Origin of the sequence: Citrobacter sp. JUb117 (assembly GCF_024809055.1) — a bacterium.
GTDB lineage: Bacteria > Pseudomonadota > Gammaproteobacteria > Enterobacterales > Enterobacteriaceae > Citrobacter > Citrobacter gillenii.
Genome location: NZ_JANUFB010000005.1, coordinates 15,554 through 32,321, shown reverse-complemented (window position 1 = coordinate 32,321; position 16,768 = coordinate 15,554). Strand labels below are relative to the sequence as shown.

The window sequence follows — 16,768 nt, the reverse complement described above, 5'->3', positions numbered from 1 at the left end:
GGACATGACAACATTACTCAACCCCTATTTTGGTGAATTTGGCGGCATGTATGTGCCACAGATTCTGATGCCTGCCCTGCGCCAGCTGGAAGAAGCCTTCGTCAGCGCGCAGAAAGATCCTGAGTTTCAGGCGCAGTTTACCGACCTGCTGAAAAACTATGCAGGCCGCCCTACCGCGCTGACCAAATGCCAGAACATCACCGCGGGTACTCGCACTACCCTGTATCTGAAGCGTGAAGACTTACTGCACGGCGGTGCGCACAAGACTAACCAGGTGTTGGGTCAGGCGCTGCTGGCAAAACGTATGGGTAAAACCGAGATCATCGCTGAAACAGGTGCCGGTCAACACGGCGTAGCTTCCGCGCTCGCCTGTGCCTTGCTTGGCCTGAAGTGTCGCATCTATATGGGTGCGAAAGACATCGAACGTCAGTCTCCCAACGTGTTCCGTATGCGGCTGATGGGCGCCGAGGTGATCCCGGTACACAGCGGCTCCGCCACGCTGAAAGATGCCTGTAATGAAGCGCTGCGCGACTGGTCTGGCAGCTACGATACTGCGCACTATATGCTTGGTACGGCGGCTGGCCCACATCCTTTCCCAACTATTGTGCGTGAGTTCCAGCGCATGATCGGCGAAGAAACCAAAGTGCAGATCCTCGAAAAAGAAGGTCGTCTGCCGGATGCCGTTATCGCCTGCGTGGGTGGTGGGTCGAATGCTATCGGTATGTTTGCTGATTTTATTAATGACACCAGCGTCGGGTTGATTGGCGTTGAGCCGGGCGGTCACGGGATTGAGTCCGGTGAACACGGCGCGCCGTTGAAGCATGGTCGCGTCGGGATTTACTTCGGCATGAAATCACCGATGATGCAAACCGAAGAGGGGCAAATCGAAGAGTCCTATTCGATTTCAGCGGGTCTGGATTTCCCGTCCGTCGGGCCACAGCATGCTTACCTGAACAGTATTGGCCGTGCCGATTACGTATCGATTACCGATGACGAAGCGCTGGAAGCCTTTAAAACCCTATGCCTGCATGAAGGGATCATTCCGGCCCTGGAGTCATCACATGCCCTGGCGCACGCGTTGAAAATGATGCGTGAGGATCCGGACAAAGAGCAACTGCTGGTGGTTAACCTCTCCGGTCGCGGCGACAAAGACATCTTCACCGTACACGATATTCTGAAAGCACGAGGGGAAATCTGATGGAACGTTATGAAAACCTGTTTGCACAGCTGAAGGACCGCAAAGAAGGTGCATTTGTCCCCTTCGTCACTCTCGGCGACCCTTCTGTTGAGCAGTCGCTGAAGATTATTGATACGCTGATCGACGCCGGAGCTGATGCGCTCGAACTCGGGATCCCCTTCTCCGACCCGCTGGCTGACGGCCCGACCATTCAGGATGCGACCTTACGTGCTTTTGCCGCAGGCGTCACGCCGTCGCAATGCTTCGAAATGCTGGCGCGGATCCGTCAAAAACATCCCAATATTCCTGTTGGCCTGCTGATGTACGCCAATCTGGTATTCAGTAAAGGCATTGACGAATTTTACGCCCAGTGTGAAAAAGTCGGCGTGGATTCAGTGTTAGTCGCCGATGTGCCGGTTGAGGAGTCTGCGCCATTCCGGACAGCGGCACTGCGCCACAACGTGGCACCGATTTTCATCTGCCCGCCGAACGCTGATGACGACCTGCTGCGCCAGATTGCGTCCCATGGTCGCGGTTATACCTATCTGTTGTCTCGTGCTGGCGTGACTGGCGCCGAAAAGCGTGCTGCGCTACCGCTGCATCATCTGGTCGAGAAGCTGAAACAATACAATGCACCGCCGTCGTTGCAAGGCTTCGGTATCTCAGCGCCTGAGCAGGTCGCGGGGGCGATTGAAGCAGGTGCTGCCGGGGCGATTTCAGGCTCGGCGATTGTGAAAATTATTGAGAAAAATGTCGCCGCACCGGAACAGATGCTGACAGAGCTAAGGGCCTTTGTCAGCGCGATGAAAGCCGCCACGCATCAGTAATAAGCCACAACCGCCAGCGTAAATCTGGCGGTTTTATCCTTCTTTCGCCTGCTTCATTTTGTACATGGCGTTATCTGCGTTCTGAATAGCCACATCCAGTTCACCGTTCACTTCCGCAATTCCCCATGACACCGACAGCGGCACCGTGTGCCCCTCTACCACAAATACGTGATTATTGACCTGACCGCTAATACGCTCAGCGATGGCGATAGCGTCACTCGCCTGAGAGCGAAACAGCAAGATCATAAACTCATCCCCGCCGGTACGAATCACCAGATCGTGACTGGTTCGGGTATTAGACAGCATTCTGTTGGCAATGGTTTGCAGTGCGCGATCCCCGGCCGCGTGGCCCCAGGTGTCGTTGACGGCCTTAAACTTATTACAGTCCAGAAGTACCACCGAACAATGGGATAAATCCCGGCGTTTAATAATGTCGAGGATCCTGCGGTTAAAACAACCGGTCAGCGAATCGATATACACCTTTAGATCGCTTTCATTCAGCCACGATTTCAACGAAAAGCTAATGATAATAAAGAAGAACGGCGCCAAAAGAATCACAATTCCGGCATGCGCATCGTGTACCATAAAACGACCTAACGAGATCGAATAGTGCAGCGCATACTTTTCTGACAACATCCTGACATGGGCGTTGTTCAGAGTTGTGCATTTCCCGGCTAAACAGAGACTCTCGTTGTTGAGTAAATTCACCAATGCCACATTAAGACCCGGCGGAAGCTGGTTTTCAAACGCGTTTGCCAACTCATCTTGCAATTCCGGTTTCGAATGGTCATAAACCAGGTACGCCACGATATGATCGGAGATATCATCGCCTGACAGATCGTAAATATAGCTAACGACACTGTACGCCTTATCACCGGTGATTTTATCGGTGTAAAAATTGGTCGAACTAAGGGCTTTGTTTTTGACGTTTTTTTGCAGTAGTCGGGTATAAAAATCGACCGGTGGGTAGAAAAAATTGGAAATATCGAGCGCCATCTCGGAGTCAGCGAAAGAAAAATTGTGAGAGTCGGCAGGAGTAAACCAGTAAAAATAATCTGCGTCTTTGGCGATAATATAACGATGCGCGTCGAAAGTGCCCGGATTGAGCTCATTCACCATTCCGCGGATAAACTCTGCGGCGGTAAACATACACAGGGCCTGCTGGCTGGGCTGCTTAGCGATAATGGCTCCAGATGCCGAATGTATCCGCTTTCGATCGGCGTTGATTCCCCACTCCCCCTCCCCCTCCTCGCGCGGAACAAAGCGCGACTTGCTGCCACATCGTCCACCATTAATGGTGTGGTGATAACGCTCACCGATGGCGTCCGCGATCAGTTCATTGTCGTTAAAGATGTCCATGAGACGCGTTTGGAGACGGTTGATACCTTCACTTGCGGTGGCCGTACGCTGCTCGTAAATGATGAACAGGAACAGTGATGTAAATATCAGTGTAATGAGGCCAGAGACCAGCAACGCTTGCCTGTTTCTGAGCTTATCCTGCACAATCTTCACGCGTCCACCCTGATAGTTACCCGCATTGCCAAATCAGTTACTTGAGCGCTAAGTTACAGATTTACCGATAAAAAGCATATCTTTATTAACAAATTCGCAAACTAATCATCACCATCAAGCAGATAGCCCGCCCGGCGAATGGCCTCACGGCAGTCGCTGACGCCGGCGGCATAACCCGCTTCAATTTCGCAAACCGGGCTGGCACTGCAATAAGGTAATTTGATCGGTACGGCCAGAGCGTGTTCAAGGCTCTCCACCCGAGTCATATACCCCAGCAGTGCGCGCGCAGCATACAGGGCGAATTCTGCTATGTCATCGTTGGGTGATGATTCCAGAAGTGAAATTTTTTGTTGCAGCTGTTGGCGGGACAATTCCATCGTCAATGCCCTCAAAGCAGGTTTGCTTAAAGAGTAGCATTTGATCGAAGGGTGAAAAGGCGGGAGGGGAAAAACAGGGCCAAAAAGACGGGACAACGCTCGCCCCGTCTTTTCACATGTGAATCTCAGCGTTAGAAGCGATAACTTACACAGAATATAGATACCTAATAATTTCACAGCAACAACATCAGAAAACACTTACATGAACACCAGAAAAATTCGAGTTGCCCTGAAAGTTACGCATTTTTACAATATATAAAACAATGGCCTTAGATTAGTTTTTCCTGCTGGAATTACTAATCTTAATAATTGTAGCGTCATTGTTTTTTCAAGTTTAATAAACTGTATCTATTTATCGTTCGTTGAGCGGCAATCTACTATTTATGTTTGCGGCAACCTTAACTGATAATTATTTATTTTTTATTGCGAGTGTTATGTATGTTTAAAAAGAAAGTGATCAGCACATTAATCCTGTCAGTTTTGCCGGGTGCAGGTTTCTCTGCAGATTTTACTGAAAAAGTAAATCAAGGCACTGAAGTAAAAAATGAAGTGATTAATGATAGACAAGATGTCTATGGGAAAATATTGGATAGCACTATCACCACTGGAGGTCATCAGTATATTCACACTGGCGGAAGTGCTTCTAACATTGTACTTAACGGCGGAAAAAGCACGGTAACTGGTGCTTTGATTGATAATTTCAAGATATTATCAGGAATTCAAAAACTTGAATCTGACGCTATTTCTGAGAATGCGTACATTGCAATGTCCGGAATTCAACACGTCAATAATAATGCAACGGCAGTCAGCACTACCGTAGAAAGCAAGGGCAGGCAATTTATTAATGCCGGCGGAAAATCAGAAAATACAACAGTTAACAGTGACGGTGCACAATACGTATATAAAAATGGCATGTCTAACAAGACCATTATAAATGGAGGCGCTGTATTTGTACGTGGTGGCACAGCTACTAATTCCACTATAAATAGTGGAAAACAAGTGGTAACAGAGGGAGGTACTACATCTGGAGATACCATTAATAAGGGTGGTTATCAAAACATTGGTGTTAATGGTAGTGCCTCTAACGTCACTGTGAATACAGGAGGCCGTCAGGATATTAATACTGGCGGTTATGCAAAAGATACTACTGTTATAGGAGGGCAGTACGACATAGATCCAAACGCTACTGGTGAAAATGTAAGTTTCGACGGTGGTGTAGGCTTCATCCATGAAGCTGGTGTTTTAGCTGGATACGCGACGCTAAAAAACGGCGCTGAAATTTATATGGCCGAAGGTTCTGATGCTGACATTTCACTATCAGGTCAGAGTAATCTCTATGTTATCAATAGCATAAAGAATAGAAACATGAATCTAAATGATTCCTCTGTTCATTTTCGTTCTTCTTTTGATAATGACTTATCAACTGATTTAAAGGAATTTAAAACTCTTAGCGTTGATAAATTAGATTCCAGCAACTCTTCATTTTTTATGAAAGTTGAAGGTATGAGTGGTGATTTCCTTGATGTGTCTGAATTTTCCGGAACCAACAATACAGTTAATATTAAAGGTAGTGGTAAAGAAAGCAGCGATGGATATCACTTGATTCATGCTGGTAATAGTACAAATGATGCTTTTAAATTAAATGGTGATAAAGTTGAACTGGGTTCATATGTATATACTTTAGAAAAAAATAATGATGATTGGTATTTGAAACAGCATAGTGATCAACTTTCATCTTCAGCAAAAGCTGCATTGTCAATGGCATCCTATGCTTCTTCAATCTTCACAAATGAGTTTCATACTATATCAGACAGATTGAATAATAGCCTGACCGATATTGAAGGAAATCATGTATGGGGAAGATTCATTAGTTCAGATTATCGCGTTGATAATGGTGTGAACGACCCATATAAACTCAAACAAAATGGTTTTGAGTACGGCATAGGGAAAACTCTCCCGACAGAAACTGGCGATATAAGTTTTGGTGTGTCTGCGGGTATCACCCAAAACAAAATTAAAGAAAAATCAGGGACGCATTCTGATGTTGACAGCTATTCAATTGGTTTATATGCGTCATATATCCATAAAAACGGGCTTTACATTGATGGGTTAATTAAAGGTAACCGATTTGACACTAATTCCAAAGTCATCGTTGACTCCGTCGATGTTGCAACCACTGAATTTAAGCAAACAGGTTTTGGTTCTGCTTTGGAAGTAGGTAAGTACACATGGTTTGATAAAACGTTTTTTGTTCCCTACACTCGAGCAGAATACTTTATTGCCAAGAGTGAAGTCGTTTCACTAAGCAATGGCATGAAGGTTGATCTGGGCAATGACAGATCTTTCAAAGGAGAAATTGGTGCTAAATTAGGAACCAACTTAAATGTTGGCCAGAGCGCTAAAATCACGCCATATTTCAAAATTTCAATTGAAAATGAATTGATTGATGATAACTCAGTAAATATCAATAAAAGTGTGAAGATTAGAAATGACAATTCAGGTACTGTCGGTAATTATAGCTTAGGCCTTGATGCAAAAATCGGGAAGAATGCCTCTCTATTTTCTGAAGTCGGCTACTCCAAAGGTTCAAACATCGAGGCGCCACTCAATATTAAAGCAGGTGTCCGCGTTCTCTTTTAATACTTGAGCAACCCTATTCTGTACGTCTGGATTGTCCTGGATGTACAGAATGGAAAACGGGTCATGTGATGACCCGTTTTCCAGAAGAGCTTAGAAGCGATAACCCGCAGAGAACATAAACACCCACGGATCGAGGCGTACGTTATCGTGCTGCTGTGCGCCAGCCAGTTTGTAGCTCGCGGTGGTGTCGATATCCATGTACCAGACTGACATGTTAATCAACCAGTCACGGTTGATCAGGTAGTCCATCCCCACCTGTCCCGCCGCACCCCAGGAGTCTTTCAGGCTCAGGTCAGATAATCCGGTTTCTTTGCCGTTATCGTTAAATCCTTCGTCGAAGAACGTGGTGTAGTTAACGCCGACGCCAACGTAAGGACGCAACTTGCTGCTGGAGTCGCCAAAGTACCACTGCGCCATTAGCGTTGGCGGTAAATGATGAACGGTCGCGATATCCCCGGTGGTTGAGGTGCCGATTTTATGACGAAACGGCGTTGCGGCCAGTAATTCGACACCAATATTGTCGGTCGCCATATAGGTGAATGTCAGCCCCAGTTGCGTGTTATTGCTGACGTCAAAACCGCCCAAACTTCCCAGCGTACCGCCCGCACCTTCCGTCGGTCTTACGGTTGCAGAACCTGCGCGAATAAAGAACTCTCCCGCTTCATGCGCAAATGCGCTCCCGGAAAGTAGAGTTGTTAATACCAATGCTGCCACTGTTAATTTTTTCATGTCCGCTCCATCGTTATGGTTATAAAAGCGGAACGAATATACCTACAATGGAGTAATAAATGATCTAACACAGATCACATTGACGCCTGTAATTTAACATTTATTGATCCAGATTAAGTTAGAACTTGCATTCAAAATCCTGGTTAACTTAATTCAGATCAATTTTGATATATTTCCACCCTGTGAGCATTTTTCCCTTCAATGGTATACGGACGTAATGAGCCATGGTGTACAGAGAACAAACAGCGTTGTTGCATAATGCTGAAGTCATAGCCAAAAATTACCGCCGCTTTACAAAGATATGCTTTTCCATACACCTCGCGATGCTGCCACTGTTGAGTTATCCAGGGTACAATTGCCCGCAAATGAACACCTGCAAAACTCAAGGAGAGTGCATGTCAATCACGGCGAAGTCCGTTTACCGTGACACGGGAAACTTTTTCCGTAATCAATTCATTACCATCTTGCTGGTATCGCTGTTGTGCGCGTTTATCACGGTGGTGTTCGGGCATGCTTTTTCCCCCAGCGACGCGCAGATTGCGCAACTCAGTGAAGGGGATCAGATAACCAACAGCGTGGGACTGTTCGACCTGGTGCAGAACATGACACCGGAACAGCAGCAAATCCTGCTACGTGCGTCAGCGGCATCGACATTTTCTGGACTTATCGGCAATGCCATCCTCGCGGGTGGTATTATTCTGATGATCCAGTTAATTTCAGCAGGCCATCGAGTCAGCGCGCTGCGGGCCATTGGCGCCAGTGCACCGGTATTGCCTAAGCTGTTTATTCTGATTTTTCTGACTACCCTGCTGGTGCAAATCGGGATTATGCTGGTCGTTGTACCCGGTATTGTGCTGGCCATTCTGCTGTCGCTTGCGCCAGTGATGATGGTTCAGGATAAGATGGGTGTCTTTGCAGCCATGCGCAACAGTATGCGTCTGGCGTGGTCTAACATGCGACTGGTTGCGCCCGCTGTGATCGGTTGGCTGCTGGCAAAAACGTCACTGTTGCTGCTCGCCCCCACTTTTGCTGTATTAACGCCGAATGTTGGCGCAGTAGTAGCGAATACGCTGAGCAATATGATTTCTGCCGTTTTGCTGATCTATTTGTTCCGCCTGTATATGCTGATTCGCCAATAAACCCTGAACGCATCCCGGCCTCTTGGTCGATGCTTTTTGATTACGGAATCGAAGAATGAAGCAGTTTCTTGATTTTTTACCGCTGGTGGTCTTTTTCGCTTTTTATAAGCTTTATGACATCTATGCGGCGACCTCGGCACTGATTGTCGCGACGGCCATTGTGTTGATTTACAGCTGGGTTCGCTATCGCAAGGTCGAGAAGATGGCGTTGATCACCTTTATTCTGGTGGCTGTTTTTGGCGGCCTGACCGTTTTCTTCCACAACGATGAATTCATTAAGTGGAAGGTAACGGTGATATATGGGCTGTTTGCAGGTGCCTTACTGGTCAGCCAGTGGGTGATGAAAAAACCGCTGATTCAGCGCATGTTAGGTAAAGAACTGACGCTGCCACAGCCGGTATGGTCGAAACTGAACCTGGCCTGGGCCGTCTTTTTCATCCTGTGCGGTCTGGCGAATATCTACATCGCGTTTTGGCTGCCGCAAAATATCTGGGTAAATTTCAAAGTGTTTGGCTTAACCGCCCTGACGTTGGTCTTCACGCTGCTGAGCGGGGTGTATATTTACCGACATCTGCCGCAGGAAGATAAGTCATAATGTGCATTCGCCAGATCTGCGGATCTGGCGAATTTTTAACCCACTATACCTTTCTCTCACTTTAACACCGCGTTGCACACCGCATCCCCTCTGTTCTCAGCCCACAAATTCTAGTAGCATCGCGCCTGTAATCTTTCTCTACAGTCGGTTCTACAATGACAACAACGAATAACACCCCTCAAGGTGAGCTGGTTTTACGTACACTGGCCATGCCAGCCGATACCAATGCTAACGGCGATATTTTTGGCGGTTGGCTGATGTCGCAAATGGATATCGGTGGCGCTATTCAGGCCAAGGAAATCGCGCACGGTCGTGTGGTCACGGTGCGAGTGGAAGGAATGAGTTTTTTACGCCCGGTTACCGTCGGTGATGTGGTCTGTTGCTATGCGCGCTGTGTGAAGCGCGGTACCACATCCATCAGCATTAATATTGAAGTCTGGGTTAAGAAAGTGGCATCTGAGCCAATTGGGCAACGCTACAAAGCCACCGAAGCGTTGTTTATCTACGTGGCCGTGGATAAAGATGGGAAACCCCGTCCGATCCCCGCCTCTGCCTGATACGACACGTTAACGTCGAAATCAGACAAGCCTTATGCTAATTGCCGGATGATGGCGTAGCGCCTCATCCGGCCAACTTCTTACTCGATCTGCGCAGTACCGTTCAGACGGAAAACAATATTCACCACCAGTCCGGAGCCGGGTTTGCCCGCCTCGTAGCGCCATTTGCGCATGGCATTCTTCACTTCACGCTCAAACATATTGGCAGGCTGTGCGGAAAGCACCTCCACGTTCTCAACCCGGCCATCTGACGTCACGTCAAATTTCACTTTTACACGACCTTCAATACGCAGCGCCTGCGCACGTGCCGGATACTGTGGCTGATTACGACTCAGCGCACGCGGGCCAGCAGGCGCACTGACGGTCGGCTTGCTGGTGGCCGGGGCGGTACTGGTGGTCGGGCGCGCAGGCGCGGTGTTTTCAACTGGCGCAGCCGGGCGTGATTCAACCGGTTTAACGTCACGCTTCGGCTGTTCTTGCACCTTTTTCACCGGTTTTGGCTTCGGTTTTGGCTTCGGTTTCGGTTTTTCGATAACGACCGGTGCCTCCTTTGGCGGCTCAGGAATCGGTTCGGGTTCCGGTTCTGGCTCGACGACGGGCTCCGGAGGCGGCTGAACAACCTGCGGCGGTTCGAGGTCAGCTGGCGCGACCATCGTGATAGAAATCGGCTGCGCGGGCGCAGGCAGTTCAATAACCTGATGTACCGAGGTATACAGCAGTCCTGCCACTACAGCACCATGAACGCCGACAGAAAGTAACGTCGGCCAGGGAAAGCGACGAGGTAAATCAAGGGTCATTGAAGTCATAATCGTTTCAGTTAAAAAACCAGGCCCTGATTTTAAATGCAAATAGCAATCATATTCAATAAGCCCATGGCGGTAAGCGGCATTTAAAACGCGATTTTATGATAATAACCCACTTCTAAAGTAGGGGCTTAACAAATCCGTTATCTTTCCGTTGCAGTTGTTAGGCCTTTCCAATAACGTAATTAACGACTTTTACCGATCAAGGAGCTCTTCCCGTGCTGTACGTTATTTATGCTCAAGATATCGCTGATTCTCTCGAAAAACGCCTTTCCGTGCGCCCGGCACATCTGGCACGTCTGCAACTTCTCCATGACGAAGGTCGCCTGTTGACCGCAGGTCCTATGCCCGCCGTGGATAGCAACGACCCGGGTGCGGCCGGATTTACCGGATCAACCGTCATTGCCGAATTTGAATCACTCGAAGCAGCACAAGCATGGGCTGAAGCTGACCCGTATGTAGCGGCAGGCGTTTATGCGCAAGTTTCAGTAAAACCGTATAAGAAAGTATTTTAAGCAACAACGTCAGACTAACATTAATAAGCAGAGTGATTATCTACCCGCTTATAATATTCACAAGGGTGCATCTGAATAGATAATATTCAATGCACCTGTATTATTGCTATTTCAATACTCACCATGGCATATAACACTTAGTGGTTAGAAAACTAAAGCATCTGGCAAAATGTTATGCAGGGAATCTTTTTATAAATAATGACAGTCTTTTCGATAGACGTATAATAAGGTAGAGGAATGCTGTCGACTTCCTATTAAATTGCTATTTATCATTATCAATTTATTATGTATTTCACTTCTGAAAAGCGATACATCAAGCTCAATAAAATTTCAACTCACTAACTTATCACTTTTAAAACAACAAGATACATCACCGCATCCATCTGAGAAACCCAATACCACTTCTGCATTACGCCATCAGAAGTGGCATTAACTCACTGATTCTTTAATATCCAGCAGCTTTATTGGCCGCATTGATTCGCTTAGTCCTGGCGTCTTTTTGATTTTTATCTGTTGCCTGCATGATGCCACCGGCAGCATCAATCCAGTCGCTTGCCGTGCAACCAGACAACGTCACACTCAGCATGAGCGCCATTAAATACTTCATCTAAACTCCGTTTTTCAAAAACCGTACAAAAATATTGGTGAAAATTTATATAAATAGTTATTACCGGCACATTGTTACAAACATATCCGACACGAGCAATCAATAAATAAGGGGCTGATTGAATAACGCAGAATATTAAGCGGGAGGATAAAAGATGGCGGGTTGTGCTGTGGTCATTGGGCACCGCCAGCGATGCCCATTTTGATCAGACGCTGTGGATTGCAAACAACAACGAGTTACGTTGATGGTTGAGAATGCACTTTCTGATGGTATGGATGCGCATATTGCGGCGCGATTGTCCTTCAAGCCAACGCGCTTTACGGCGACTGGCCTGACGCTGCATCCGCCAGCGCCCCACTTCCGTTCTACTACGCTTCATGTTAACCACTCTTACCGTCACAGAGCGGACATTATACCGCCTGACCGAATGCAGACCAGCAGTTTTCCCGTGTTTTTATTTGCCAGATGAATCCTGATGCGTAAACTCTTAACAATACGCTTTCAAAAGGATTTTTAAATTTATGACAACCTTCTACACCGTGGTGAGTTGGCTGGTCATTCTGGGATACTGGGTACTCATCGCTGGCGTAACATTACGCATTCTGATGAAGCGACGCGCAGTGCCCTCTGCAATGGCCTGGCTTTTGATCATCTATATTCTGCCATTGGTCGGGATCATTGCTTATCTGTCTTTCGGTGAACTTCATTTGGGCAAACGTCGCGCCGAGCGCGCCAGAGCGATGTGGCCTTCAACGGCCAAGTGGCTCAACGACCTAAAAGCCTGTAACCATATTTTTGCTCAGGAGAACAGCAGCGTCGCCTCGTCTCTATTTAAGCTGTGCGAACGTCGCCAGGGTATCGGCGGCGTTAAAGGAAACCAGCTTCAATTGCTCACCAGTTCCGATGACGTGATGCAGGCGTTGATCCGCGACATTCAACTGGCGCGGCATAACATTGAGATGGTGTTTTATATCTGGCAACCCGGCGGCATGGCCGATCAGGTCGCAGAATCATTAATGGCCGCGGCACGACGCGGTATTCACTGTCGCTTGATGCTGGACTCCGCAGGCAGCGTGGCATTCTTCCGCAGCCCGTGGGCCGCGATGATGCGTAATGCAGGTATTGAGGTCGTTGAGGCACTGAAGGTTAACTTGATGCGTGTCTTCTTACGCCGCATGGACCTGCGCCAACACCGTAAGATGATAATGATCGACAATTATATTGCTTACACCGGCAGTATGAACATGGTTGACCCGCGTTTCTTTAAGCAGGATGCCGGCGTCGGGCAATGGGTTGATCTGATGGCAAGAATGGAAGGTCCGGTCGCCACCGCGATGGGGATTGTCTATTCCTGTGACTGGGAGATTGAGACCGGTAAGCGCATTTTACCGCCGCCACCGGATGCCAATATCATGCCATTTGAGCAGGCAAGTGGGCACACCATTCATACCATAGCCTCCGGCCCGGGTTTTCCTGAGGATTTGATCCATCAGGCGTTACTGACCGCGGCATACTCTGCGCGTGAATATTTAATCATGACCACGCCCTACTTCGTCCCCAGCGACGATCTGCTGCATGCCATCTGTACGGCGGCGCAGCGTGGGGTGGATGTGAGCATTATTCTTCCCCGCAAAAATGATTCTATGCTGGTTGGCTGGGCAAGTCGGGCCTTTTTCACCGAGCTGCTGGCGGCTGGCGTGAAAATTTACCAGTTTGAAGGGGGTCTGTTGCACACCAAGAGCGTGCTGGTCGATGGTGAGCTGAGTCTGGTGGGTACCGTAAACCTGGATATGCGCAGCTTGTGGCTGAATTTTGAGATCACGCTGGTGATTGACGATGCCGGATTTGGTGCCGATCTCGCGGCAGTACAGGACGATTACATCTCCCGTTCGCGCCTGCTTGATGCGCGTTTGTGGCTAAAAAGGCCACTCTGGCAACGGATCACCGAGCGACTGTTTTACTTCTTTAGTCCGTTGCTGTAAAACGAGCCCAAGAGACGGTAAACAGGTAGTCATTATGGATATGGATTTGAACAATCGCCTGACTGAAGACGAAACGCTTGAGCAGGCTTATGACATTTTTCTCGAACTGGCGACAGACAATCTCGACCCCGCTGACGTTCTTCTGTTCAATTTACAGTTTGAAGAACGCGGCGGCGCAGAGTTATTTGACCCGGCAGAAGACTGGCAGGAGCACGTCGATTTTGACCTGAATCCTGACTTTTTTGCCGAAGTGGTGATTGGTCTGGCCGACTCAGAAGATGGCGAGATTAACGATATTTTCGCACGCGTTTTGTTATGCCGTGAAAAAGATCACAAGCTCTGCCATATTCTCTGGCGCGAATGAGTCAAAAGAAAAGCTGCCCAGGCAGCTTTTTTTATTTAATTCGGAAGCTTAGTTCCACAGCGGTTACAAAATTGCGCGCTGTGCTCGTGCTGATGCTGCTGACACTGAGGGCATTGACGCTGATTCTGCCGATGCTGAAACGCGCTGCTCATGTGCGTGGTAATCAAGCCCGTGGGTATTGCAATTACTGAATAACCGATCAGGATAAGCACTGACGCCACCATACGCCCTAACGGCGTGTGCGGCGCGATATCCCCATACCCAACCGTCGTTACCGTCACAATGGCCCAGTACACCGACGCATTCAGCGTATCAAATCCATACCTCGGCCCTTCAATGAGATACATCAGCGCGCCGAAAATAATCATTAAAATGGCGATAAACGAATAGAACAGAATCAACTGGTGACGTGCGCTTTTTATGGCGCCCCAAAACACCATCAACGAAGGCATAAAGCGCAACAACTTGAGGATCCGCAGTACACGAATCGCCCGCATCGCTCGCCAGGCAAACACATAGTTCAAACTCATTTCTGGCCATAACCACATCACATACAGCGGCAAAATGGTGGCCAAATCGATAATACCCCAAAAACTAAACACATATTTTGCCGGATTGGCCCAACAGCATAATCGCAGCAAGTATTCGGCGGTGAAGACCAGAGTAATAAAGATCTCCAGCCAGACAAAAGAACGCCATTCATCATACGTTAAATGATATTGCGTCCCGACGCCCGACTCGACGAAGATGACAATGACGCTAAGCAACGCAAACAGCGCGCACAGACCTTCAAAACGACGACCTGAGCGCGTGTTTAAATCGAATAATTTACGATAGACAGCGCGGCGGACAGAGGACACAAAGCCAGACACATTCACCTCACCTATAAGAAGGGCTGACCTTTGTCAGCCCTCACGATTATAGCGGGTCTACTTTCAGGCAGGAAACAGCGTGGCGGAAACTTCCTTCCAGAACCGGTCGCGTTTTTGCACATTCCGGTCCGGCAATCGGACAACGGGTACGGAACACACAACCAGACGGCGGATTGATCGGTGACGGTAATTCGCCTTCCAACAGTTGGATGGTTTTGTTCCTCTCCTGATCGGGATCGGGGATCGGCACCGCCGACATCAGCGCTTTAGTATAAGGATGCAGCGGGTTATGGTACACCTCGTCGTAAGTGCCCAGTTCCACCGCATGCCCCAGGTACATTACCAGCACGCGATCGGAAATATGTTTAACCACCGCCAGGTCATGGGCAATAAAGATTAACGATAATCCCATTTCACGCTGCAGTTGTTGCAACAGGTTCACTACCTGCGCCTGAATCGACACGTCCAGCGCCGAAACCGGCTCATCGCAAATAATCAACTTCGGCTCGAGGATCAGCGCGCGAGCAATCCCGATACGCTGACACTGCCCGCCTGAAAATTCGTGCGGATAGCGGTTGATCAAGTTTGGCAACAGCCCGACTTTCATCATCATTGCCTTCACGCGATCGCGCACTTCCTGCCCTGGCAGGCTGGGATGATAAGTGCGCAGCGGTTCTGCGATAATTTCACCGATGGTCATACGCGGGTTTAATGAGGCCAGCGGATCCTGGAAAATCATCTGAATATCGCTGCGCACCGCGCGCCACTCATCGGGTTTCATACCCAGCAAATCTTTACCCAGCCAGGCCACTTTGCCGTCGGTGGCTTTCACCAGACCAATAATGGCGCGGGCAAAGGTAGACTTACCGCAGCCTGACTCGCCCACCACCCCTAACGTTTCACCTTCATACAGTCGCAGGGTCACGCCATCAACGGCTTTCAGTGTTTGTGAGGGTTGCCAGAACCACTGCTTGCCGTCTTTGATATCGAAATGGACTTTAAGATCGGCTATCTCAAGCAAGACTTTTCGTTGTTCAGTTGCCGTTGTCATACCAGTTCCTCCACCGGTTTAAAGCAGGCGCGCAGGCGGCCTGGGCTAAACTCTTCCAGCGGCGGAGCGCTGCTACAAATTTCCATCGCATGCGGACAACGAGGCTGGAACGGGCATCCTTTTGGCAAACGCAGCAGGTTTGGCGGGTTACCCGGGATGGTCAGCATCTCTTCCCCTTCAGCATCCAGACGCGGTACCGCGTTAAGCAAACCAATAGAATACGGATGAACGGGTTTATAAAAGACATCGCGCGCGCTGCCATATTCCATGGTGCGCCCGGCATACATCACCAGAACCTTGTCGCATATCCCGGCAACCACACCGAGGTCGTGGGTGATCATAATAATCGCGGTATTGAATTCGCTCTTAAGTTCATTCAGGAGCGTCATAATTTGCGCCTGAACCGTAACATCGAGCGCGGTTGTCGGCTCATCGGCGATCAGTAACTTTGGCCGACACTGTAACGCCATGGCGATCATCACACGCTGGCGCATCCCGCCTGAAAATTCATGTGGATACATCTTCATACGCTTGCGCGCTTCCGGCATTTTGACCGCATCCAGCATTCTGACGGATTCTTCAAACGCTTCGGCTTTACTCATACCTTTATGCAGCATCAGCACTTCCATTAACTGCTCTCCGACCCGCATATACGGGTTCAGGGAGGTCATGGGGTCCTGAAAGATCATTGAAATTTGTTCGGCGCGCAGTTTGTTCAGCTCGCGTTCCGGTAAATTAAGAATTTCACGTCCGTTGAACGTCGCAGAACCGCCGATGCGACCATTGGCCGCCAGCAGCCCCATCAGGGCAAACGCCGTTTGCGATTTCCCCGATCCAGATTCACCGACAATACCCAGCGTTTCACCGGCACGCAGCGAAAAGTTCAGATCGTTTACCGCGGTTACATCCCCATCAGGGGTGGCAAACGTCACGCGCAGATCTTTCACGTCCAGCAGTGCGTTAGCCTGTTGTTGCGCGAGCGGCGCGGTTGAGGTTTCAATTACGCTCATGGCTGCACTCC

Annotated in this window: 18 protein-coding genes and 1 pseudogene; 10 read left to right on the top strand and 9 right to left on the bottom strand. The window is 48.8% G+C overall.

The features are described from left to right. Positions 1-4: 4 nt before the first annotated feature. Together trpB and trpA are read left to right on the top strand one after the other, a co-directional pair. Positions 5-1,198 (top strand): tryptophan synthase subunit beta, encoded by a 1,194-nt coding sequence (gene trpB / locus M2374_RS12555; protein WP_096756813.1) that lies wholly within the window; start codon positions 5-7, stop codon positions 1,196-1,198. Next, entirely contained in the window at positions 1,198-2,004 is an 807-nt protein-coding gene (gene trpA / locus M2374_RS12550; RefSeq protein ID WP_181689040.1) for a tryptophan synthase subunit alpha, read from the top strand. Before trpB ends, trpA begins: the two co-directional genes overlap by 1 nt. 33 nt (positions 2,005-2,037) lie before the next feature. Here the strand turns inward: trpA and M2374_RS12545 are convergent, their stop codons facing one another. Beyond that, on the bottom strand, positions 2,038-3,516 hold the full coding sequence (locus M2374_RS12545) for a GGDEF domain-containing protein (protein WP_181491337.1): 1,479 nt from the start codon (positions 3,514-3,516) through the stop codon (positions 2,038-2,040). A 101-nt stretch (positions 3,517-3,617) separates the two neighbouring features. Then, a complete protein-coding gene (locus M2374_RS12540) occupies positions 3,618-3,893 on the bottom strand; it encodes a hypothetical protein (RefSeq protein ID WP_153880441.1) in 276 nt (91 codons plus the stop codon). Positions 3,894-4,331: 438 nt separating this feature from the next. On the opposite strand from M2374_RS12540, the gene M2374_RS12535 reads away from it, so the two are divergent. Next, positions 4,332-6,533: an autotransporter outer membrane beta-barrel domain-containing protein gene (locus tag M2374_RS12535; protein WP_181689039.1), complete on the top strand. Its 2,202-nt coding sequence runs from the start codon at positions 4,332-4,334 to the stop codon at positions 6,531-6,533. Between the two features lie 90 nt (positions 6,534-6,623). Here the strand turns inward: M2374_RS12535 and ompW are convergent, their stop codons facing one another. After that, positions 6,624-7,262 (bottom strand): outer membrane protein OmpW, encoded by a 639-nt coding sequence (gene ompW / locus M2374_RS12530; RefSeq protein ID WP_181689038.1) that lies wholly within the window; start codon positions 7,260-7,262, stop codon positions 6,624-6,626. 280 nt (positions 7,263-7,542) lie between these two features. Here ompW and M2374_RS12525 point away from each other — a divergent pair. The 4 genes and pseudogenes from M2374_RS12525 to yciA form a co-directional block, all read left to right on the top strand. Then, positions 7,543-7,629 (top strand): annotated as a pseudogene (locus M2374_RS12525) (YkgJ family cysteine cluster protein); the annotation flags it as partial. A 28-nt stretch (positions 7,630-7,657) separates the two neighbouring features. Next, positions 7,658-8,401: a YciC family protein gene (locus M2374_RS12520; protein WP_096756808.1), complete on the top strand. Its 744-nt coding sequence runs from the start codon at positions 7,658-7,660 to the stop codon at positions 8,399-8,401. Positions 8,402-8,456: 55 nt separating this feature from the next. Continuing rightward, positions 8,457-8,996: a septation protein A gene (locus M2374_RS12515; RefSeq protein ID WP_115258309.1), complete on the top strand. Its 540-nt coding sequence runs from the start codon at positions 8,457-8,459 to the stop codon at positions 8,994-8,996. A gap of 155 nt (positions 8,997-9,151) precedes the next feature. Then, the gene (gene yciA, locus M2374_RS12510) at positions 9,152-9,553 is read left to right on the top strand and encodes an acyl-CoA thioester hydrolase YciA (protein ID WP_259155037.1); all 402 of its coding nucleotides are present in this window, start codon (positions 9,152-9,154) and stop codon (positions 9,551-9,553) included. Positions 9,554-9,633: 80 nt separating this feature from the next. On the opposite strand, the gene tonB is transcribed toward yciA, so the two are convergent. Next, positions 9,634-10,359 carry a TonB system transport protein TonB gene (tonB, locus tag M2374_RS12505; protein ID WP_197970845.1) on the bottom strand — a complete coding sequence of 242 codons (726 nt, stop codon included), beginning with the start codon at positions 10,357-10,359 and terminating at the stop codon, positions 9,634-9,636. Between the two features lie 215 nt (positions 10,360-10,574). On the opposite strand from tonB, the gene M2374_RS12500 reads away from it, so the two are divergent. Next, positions 10,575-10,871 (top strand): YciI family protein, encoded by a 297-nt coding sequence (locus M2374_RS12500; RefSeq protein WP_003020675.1) that lies wholly within the window; start codon positions 10,575-10,577, stop codon positions 10,869-10,871. A 445-nt stretch (positions 10,872-11,316) separates the two neighbouring features. On the opposite strand, the gene M2374_RS12495 is transcribed toward M2374_RS12500, so the two are convergent. Next, positions 11,317-11,478, bottom strand: a complete 162-nt coding sequence (locus M2374_RS12495) for a hypothetical protein (RefSeq protein ID WP_164496617.1) — start codon at positions 11,476-11,478, stop codon at positions 11,317-11,319. Positions 11,479-11,683: 205 nt separating this feature from the next. After that, positions 11,684-11,857 carry a YciY family protein gene (locus M2374_RS12490; RefSeq protein ID WP_096756805.1) on the bottom strand — a complete coding sequence of 58 codons (174 nt, stop codon included), beginning with the start codon at positions 11,855-11,857 and terminating at the stop codon, positions 11,684-11,686. 142 nt (positions 11,858-11,999) lie between these two features. Between M2374_RS12490 and cls the strand changes: the two genes are divergently transcribed. Both cls and M2374_RS12480 read left to right on the top strand, forming a co-directional pair. Next, on the top strand, positions 12,000-13,460 hold the full coding sequence (gene cls / locus M2374_RS12485; RefSeq protein WP_096756804.1) for a cardiolipin synthase: 1,461 nt from the start codon (positions 12,000-12,002) through the stop codon (positions 13,458-13,460). 34 nt (positions 13,461-13,494) lie between these two features. After that, positions 13,495-13,824: an HI1450 family dsDNA-mimic protein gene (locus M2374_RS12480; RefSeq protein ID WP_096756803.1), complete on the top strand. Its 330-nt coding sequence runs from the start codon at positions 13,495-13,497 to the stop codon at positions 13,822-13,824. A gap of 35 nt (positions 13,825-13,859) precedes the next feature. Here the strand turns inward: M2374_RS12480 and M2374_RS12475 are convergent, their stop codons facing one another. From M2374_RS12475 to oppD, 3 genes are read right to left on the bottom strand one after another with little or no spacing between them, the layout of a single operon-like run. Continuing rightward, positions 13,860-14,696 (bottom strand): ion transporter, encoded by an 837-nt coding sequence (locus tag M2374_RS12475; RefSeq protein ID WP_181689037.1) that lies wholly within the window; start codon positions 14,694-14,696, stop codon positions 13,860-13,862. Between the two features lie 46 nt (positions 14,697-14,742). After that, complete coding sequence (gene oppF / locus M2374_RS12470; RefSeq protein WP_096756801.1) at positions 14,743-15,747, bottom strand: murein tripeptide/oligopeptide ABC transporter ATP-binding protein OppF; 1,005 nt, start codon at positions 15,745-15,747, stop codon at positions 14,743-14,745. Beyond that, a complete protein-coding gene (gene oppD, locus M2374_RS12465) occupies positions 15,744-16,757 on the bottom strand; it encodes a murein tripeptide/oligopeptide ABC transporter ATP-binding protein OppD (protein WP_096756800.1) in 1,014 nt (337 codons plus the stop codon). Before oppD ends, oppF begins: the two co-directional genes overlap by 4 nt. Positions 16,758-16,768: the final 11 nt, after the last annotated feature.

What these genes read in the sequence shown, in the direction of transcription:
- trpA (WP_181689040.1), top strand. Translation starts at nt 1,198, where the DNA reads ATGGAACGTTATGAAAACCTGTTTGCACAGCTGAAGGACCGCAAAGAA.
- M2374_RS12535 (WP_181689039.1), top strand. Translation starts at nt 4,332, where the DNA reads ATGTTTAAAAAGAAAGTGATCAGCACATTAATCCTGTCAGTTTTGCCG.
- M2374_RS12540 (WP_153880441.1), bottom strand. Translation starts at nt 3,893, where the DNA reads ATGGAATTGTCCCGCCAACAGCTGCAACAAAAAATTTCACTTCTGGAA.
- M2374_RS12490 (WP_096756805.1), bottom strand. Translation starts at nt 11,857, where the DNA reads ATGAAGCGTAGTAGAACGGAAGTGGGGCGCTGGCGGATGCAGCGTCAG.
- tonB (WP_197970845.1), bottom strand. Translation starts at nt 10,359, where the DNA reads ATGACTTCAATGACCCTTGATTTACCTCGTCGCTTTCCCTGGCCGACG.
- M2374_RS12515 (WP_115258309.1), top strand. Translation starts at nt 8,457, where the DNA reads ATGAAGCAGTTTCTTGATTTTTTACCGCTGGTGGTCTTTTTCGCTTTT.
- trpB (WP_096756813.1), top strand. Translation starts at nt 5, where the DNA reads ATGACAACATTACTCAACCCCTATTTTGGTGAATTTGGCGGCATGTAT.
- yciA (WP_259155037.1), top strand. Translation starts at nt 9,152, where the DNA reads ATGACAACAACGAATAACACCCCTCAAGGTGAGCTGGTTTTACGTACA.
- M2374_RS12480 (WP_096756803.1), top strand. Translation starts at nt 13,495, where the DNA reads ATGGATATGGATTTGAACAATCGCCTGACTGAAGACGAAACGCTTGAG.
- oppD (WP_096756800.1), bottom strand. Translation starts at nt 16,757, where the DNA reads ATGAGCGTAATTGAAACCTCAACCGCGCCGCTCGCGCAACAACAGGCT.
- M2374_RS12495 (WP_164496617.1), bottom strand. Translation starts at nt 11,478, where the DNA reads ATGAAGTATTTAATGGCGCTCATGCTGAGTGTGACGTTGTCTGGTTGC.
- M2374_RS12520 (WP_096756808.1), top strand. Translation starts at nt 7,658, where the DNA reads ATGTCAATCACGGCGAAGTCCGTTTACCGTGACACGGGAAACTTTTTC.
- oppF (WP_096756801.1), bottom strand. Translation starts at nt 15,747, where the DNA reads ATGACAACGGCAACTGAACAACGAAAAGTCTTGCTTGAGATAGCCGAT.
- cls (WP_096756804.1), top strand. Translation starts at nt 12,000, where the DNA reads ATGACAACCTTCTACACCGTGGTGAGTTGGCTGGTCATTCTGGGATAC.
- ompW (WP_181689038.1), bottom strand. Translation starts at nt 7,262, where the DNA reads ATGAAAAAATTAACAGTGGCAGCATTGGTATTAACAACTCTACTTTCC.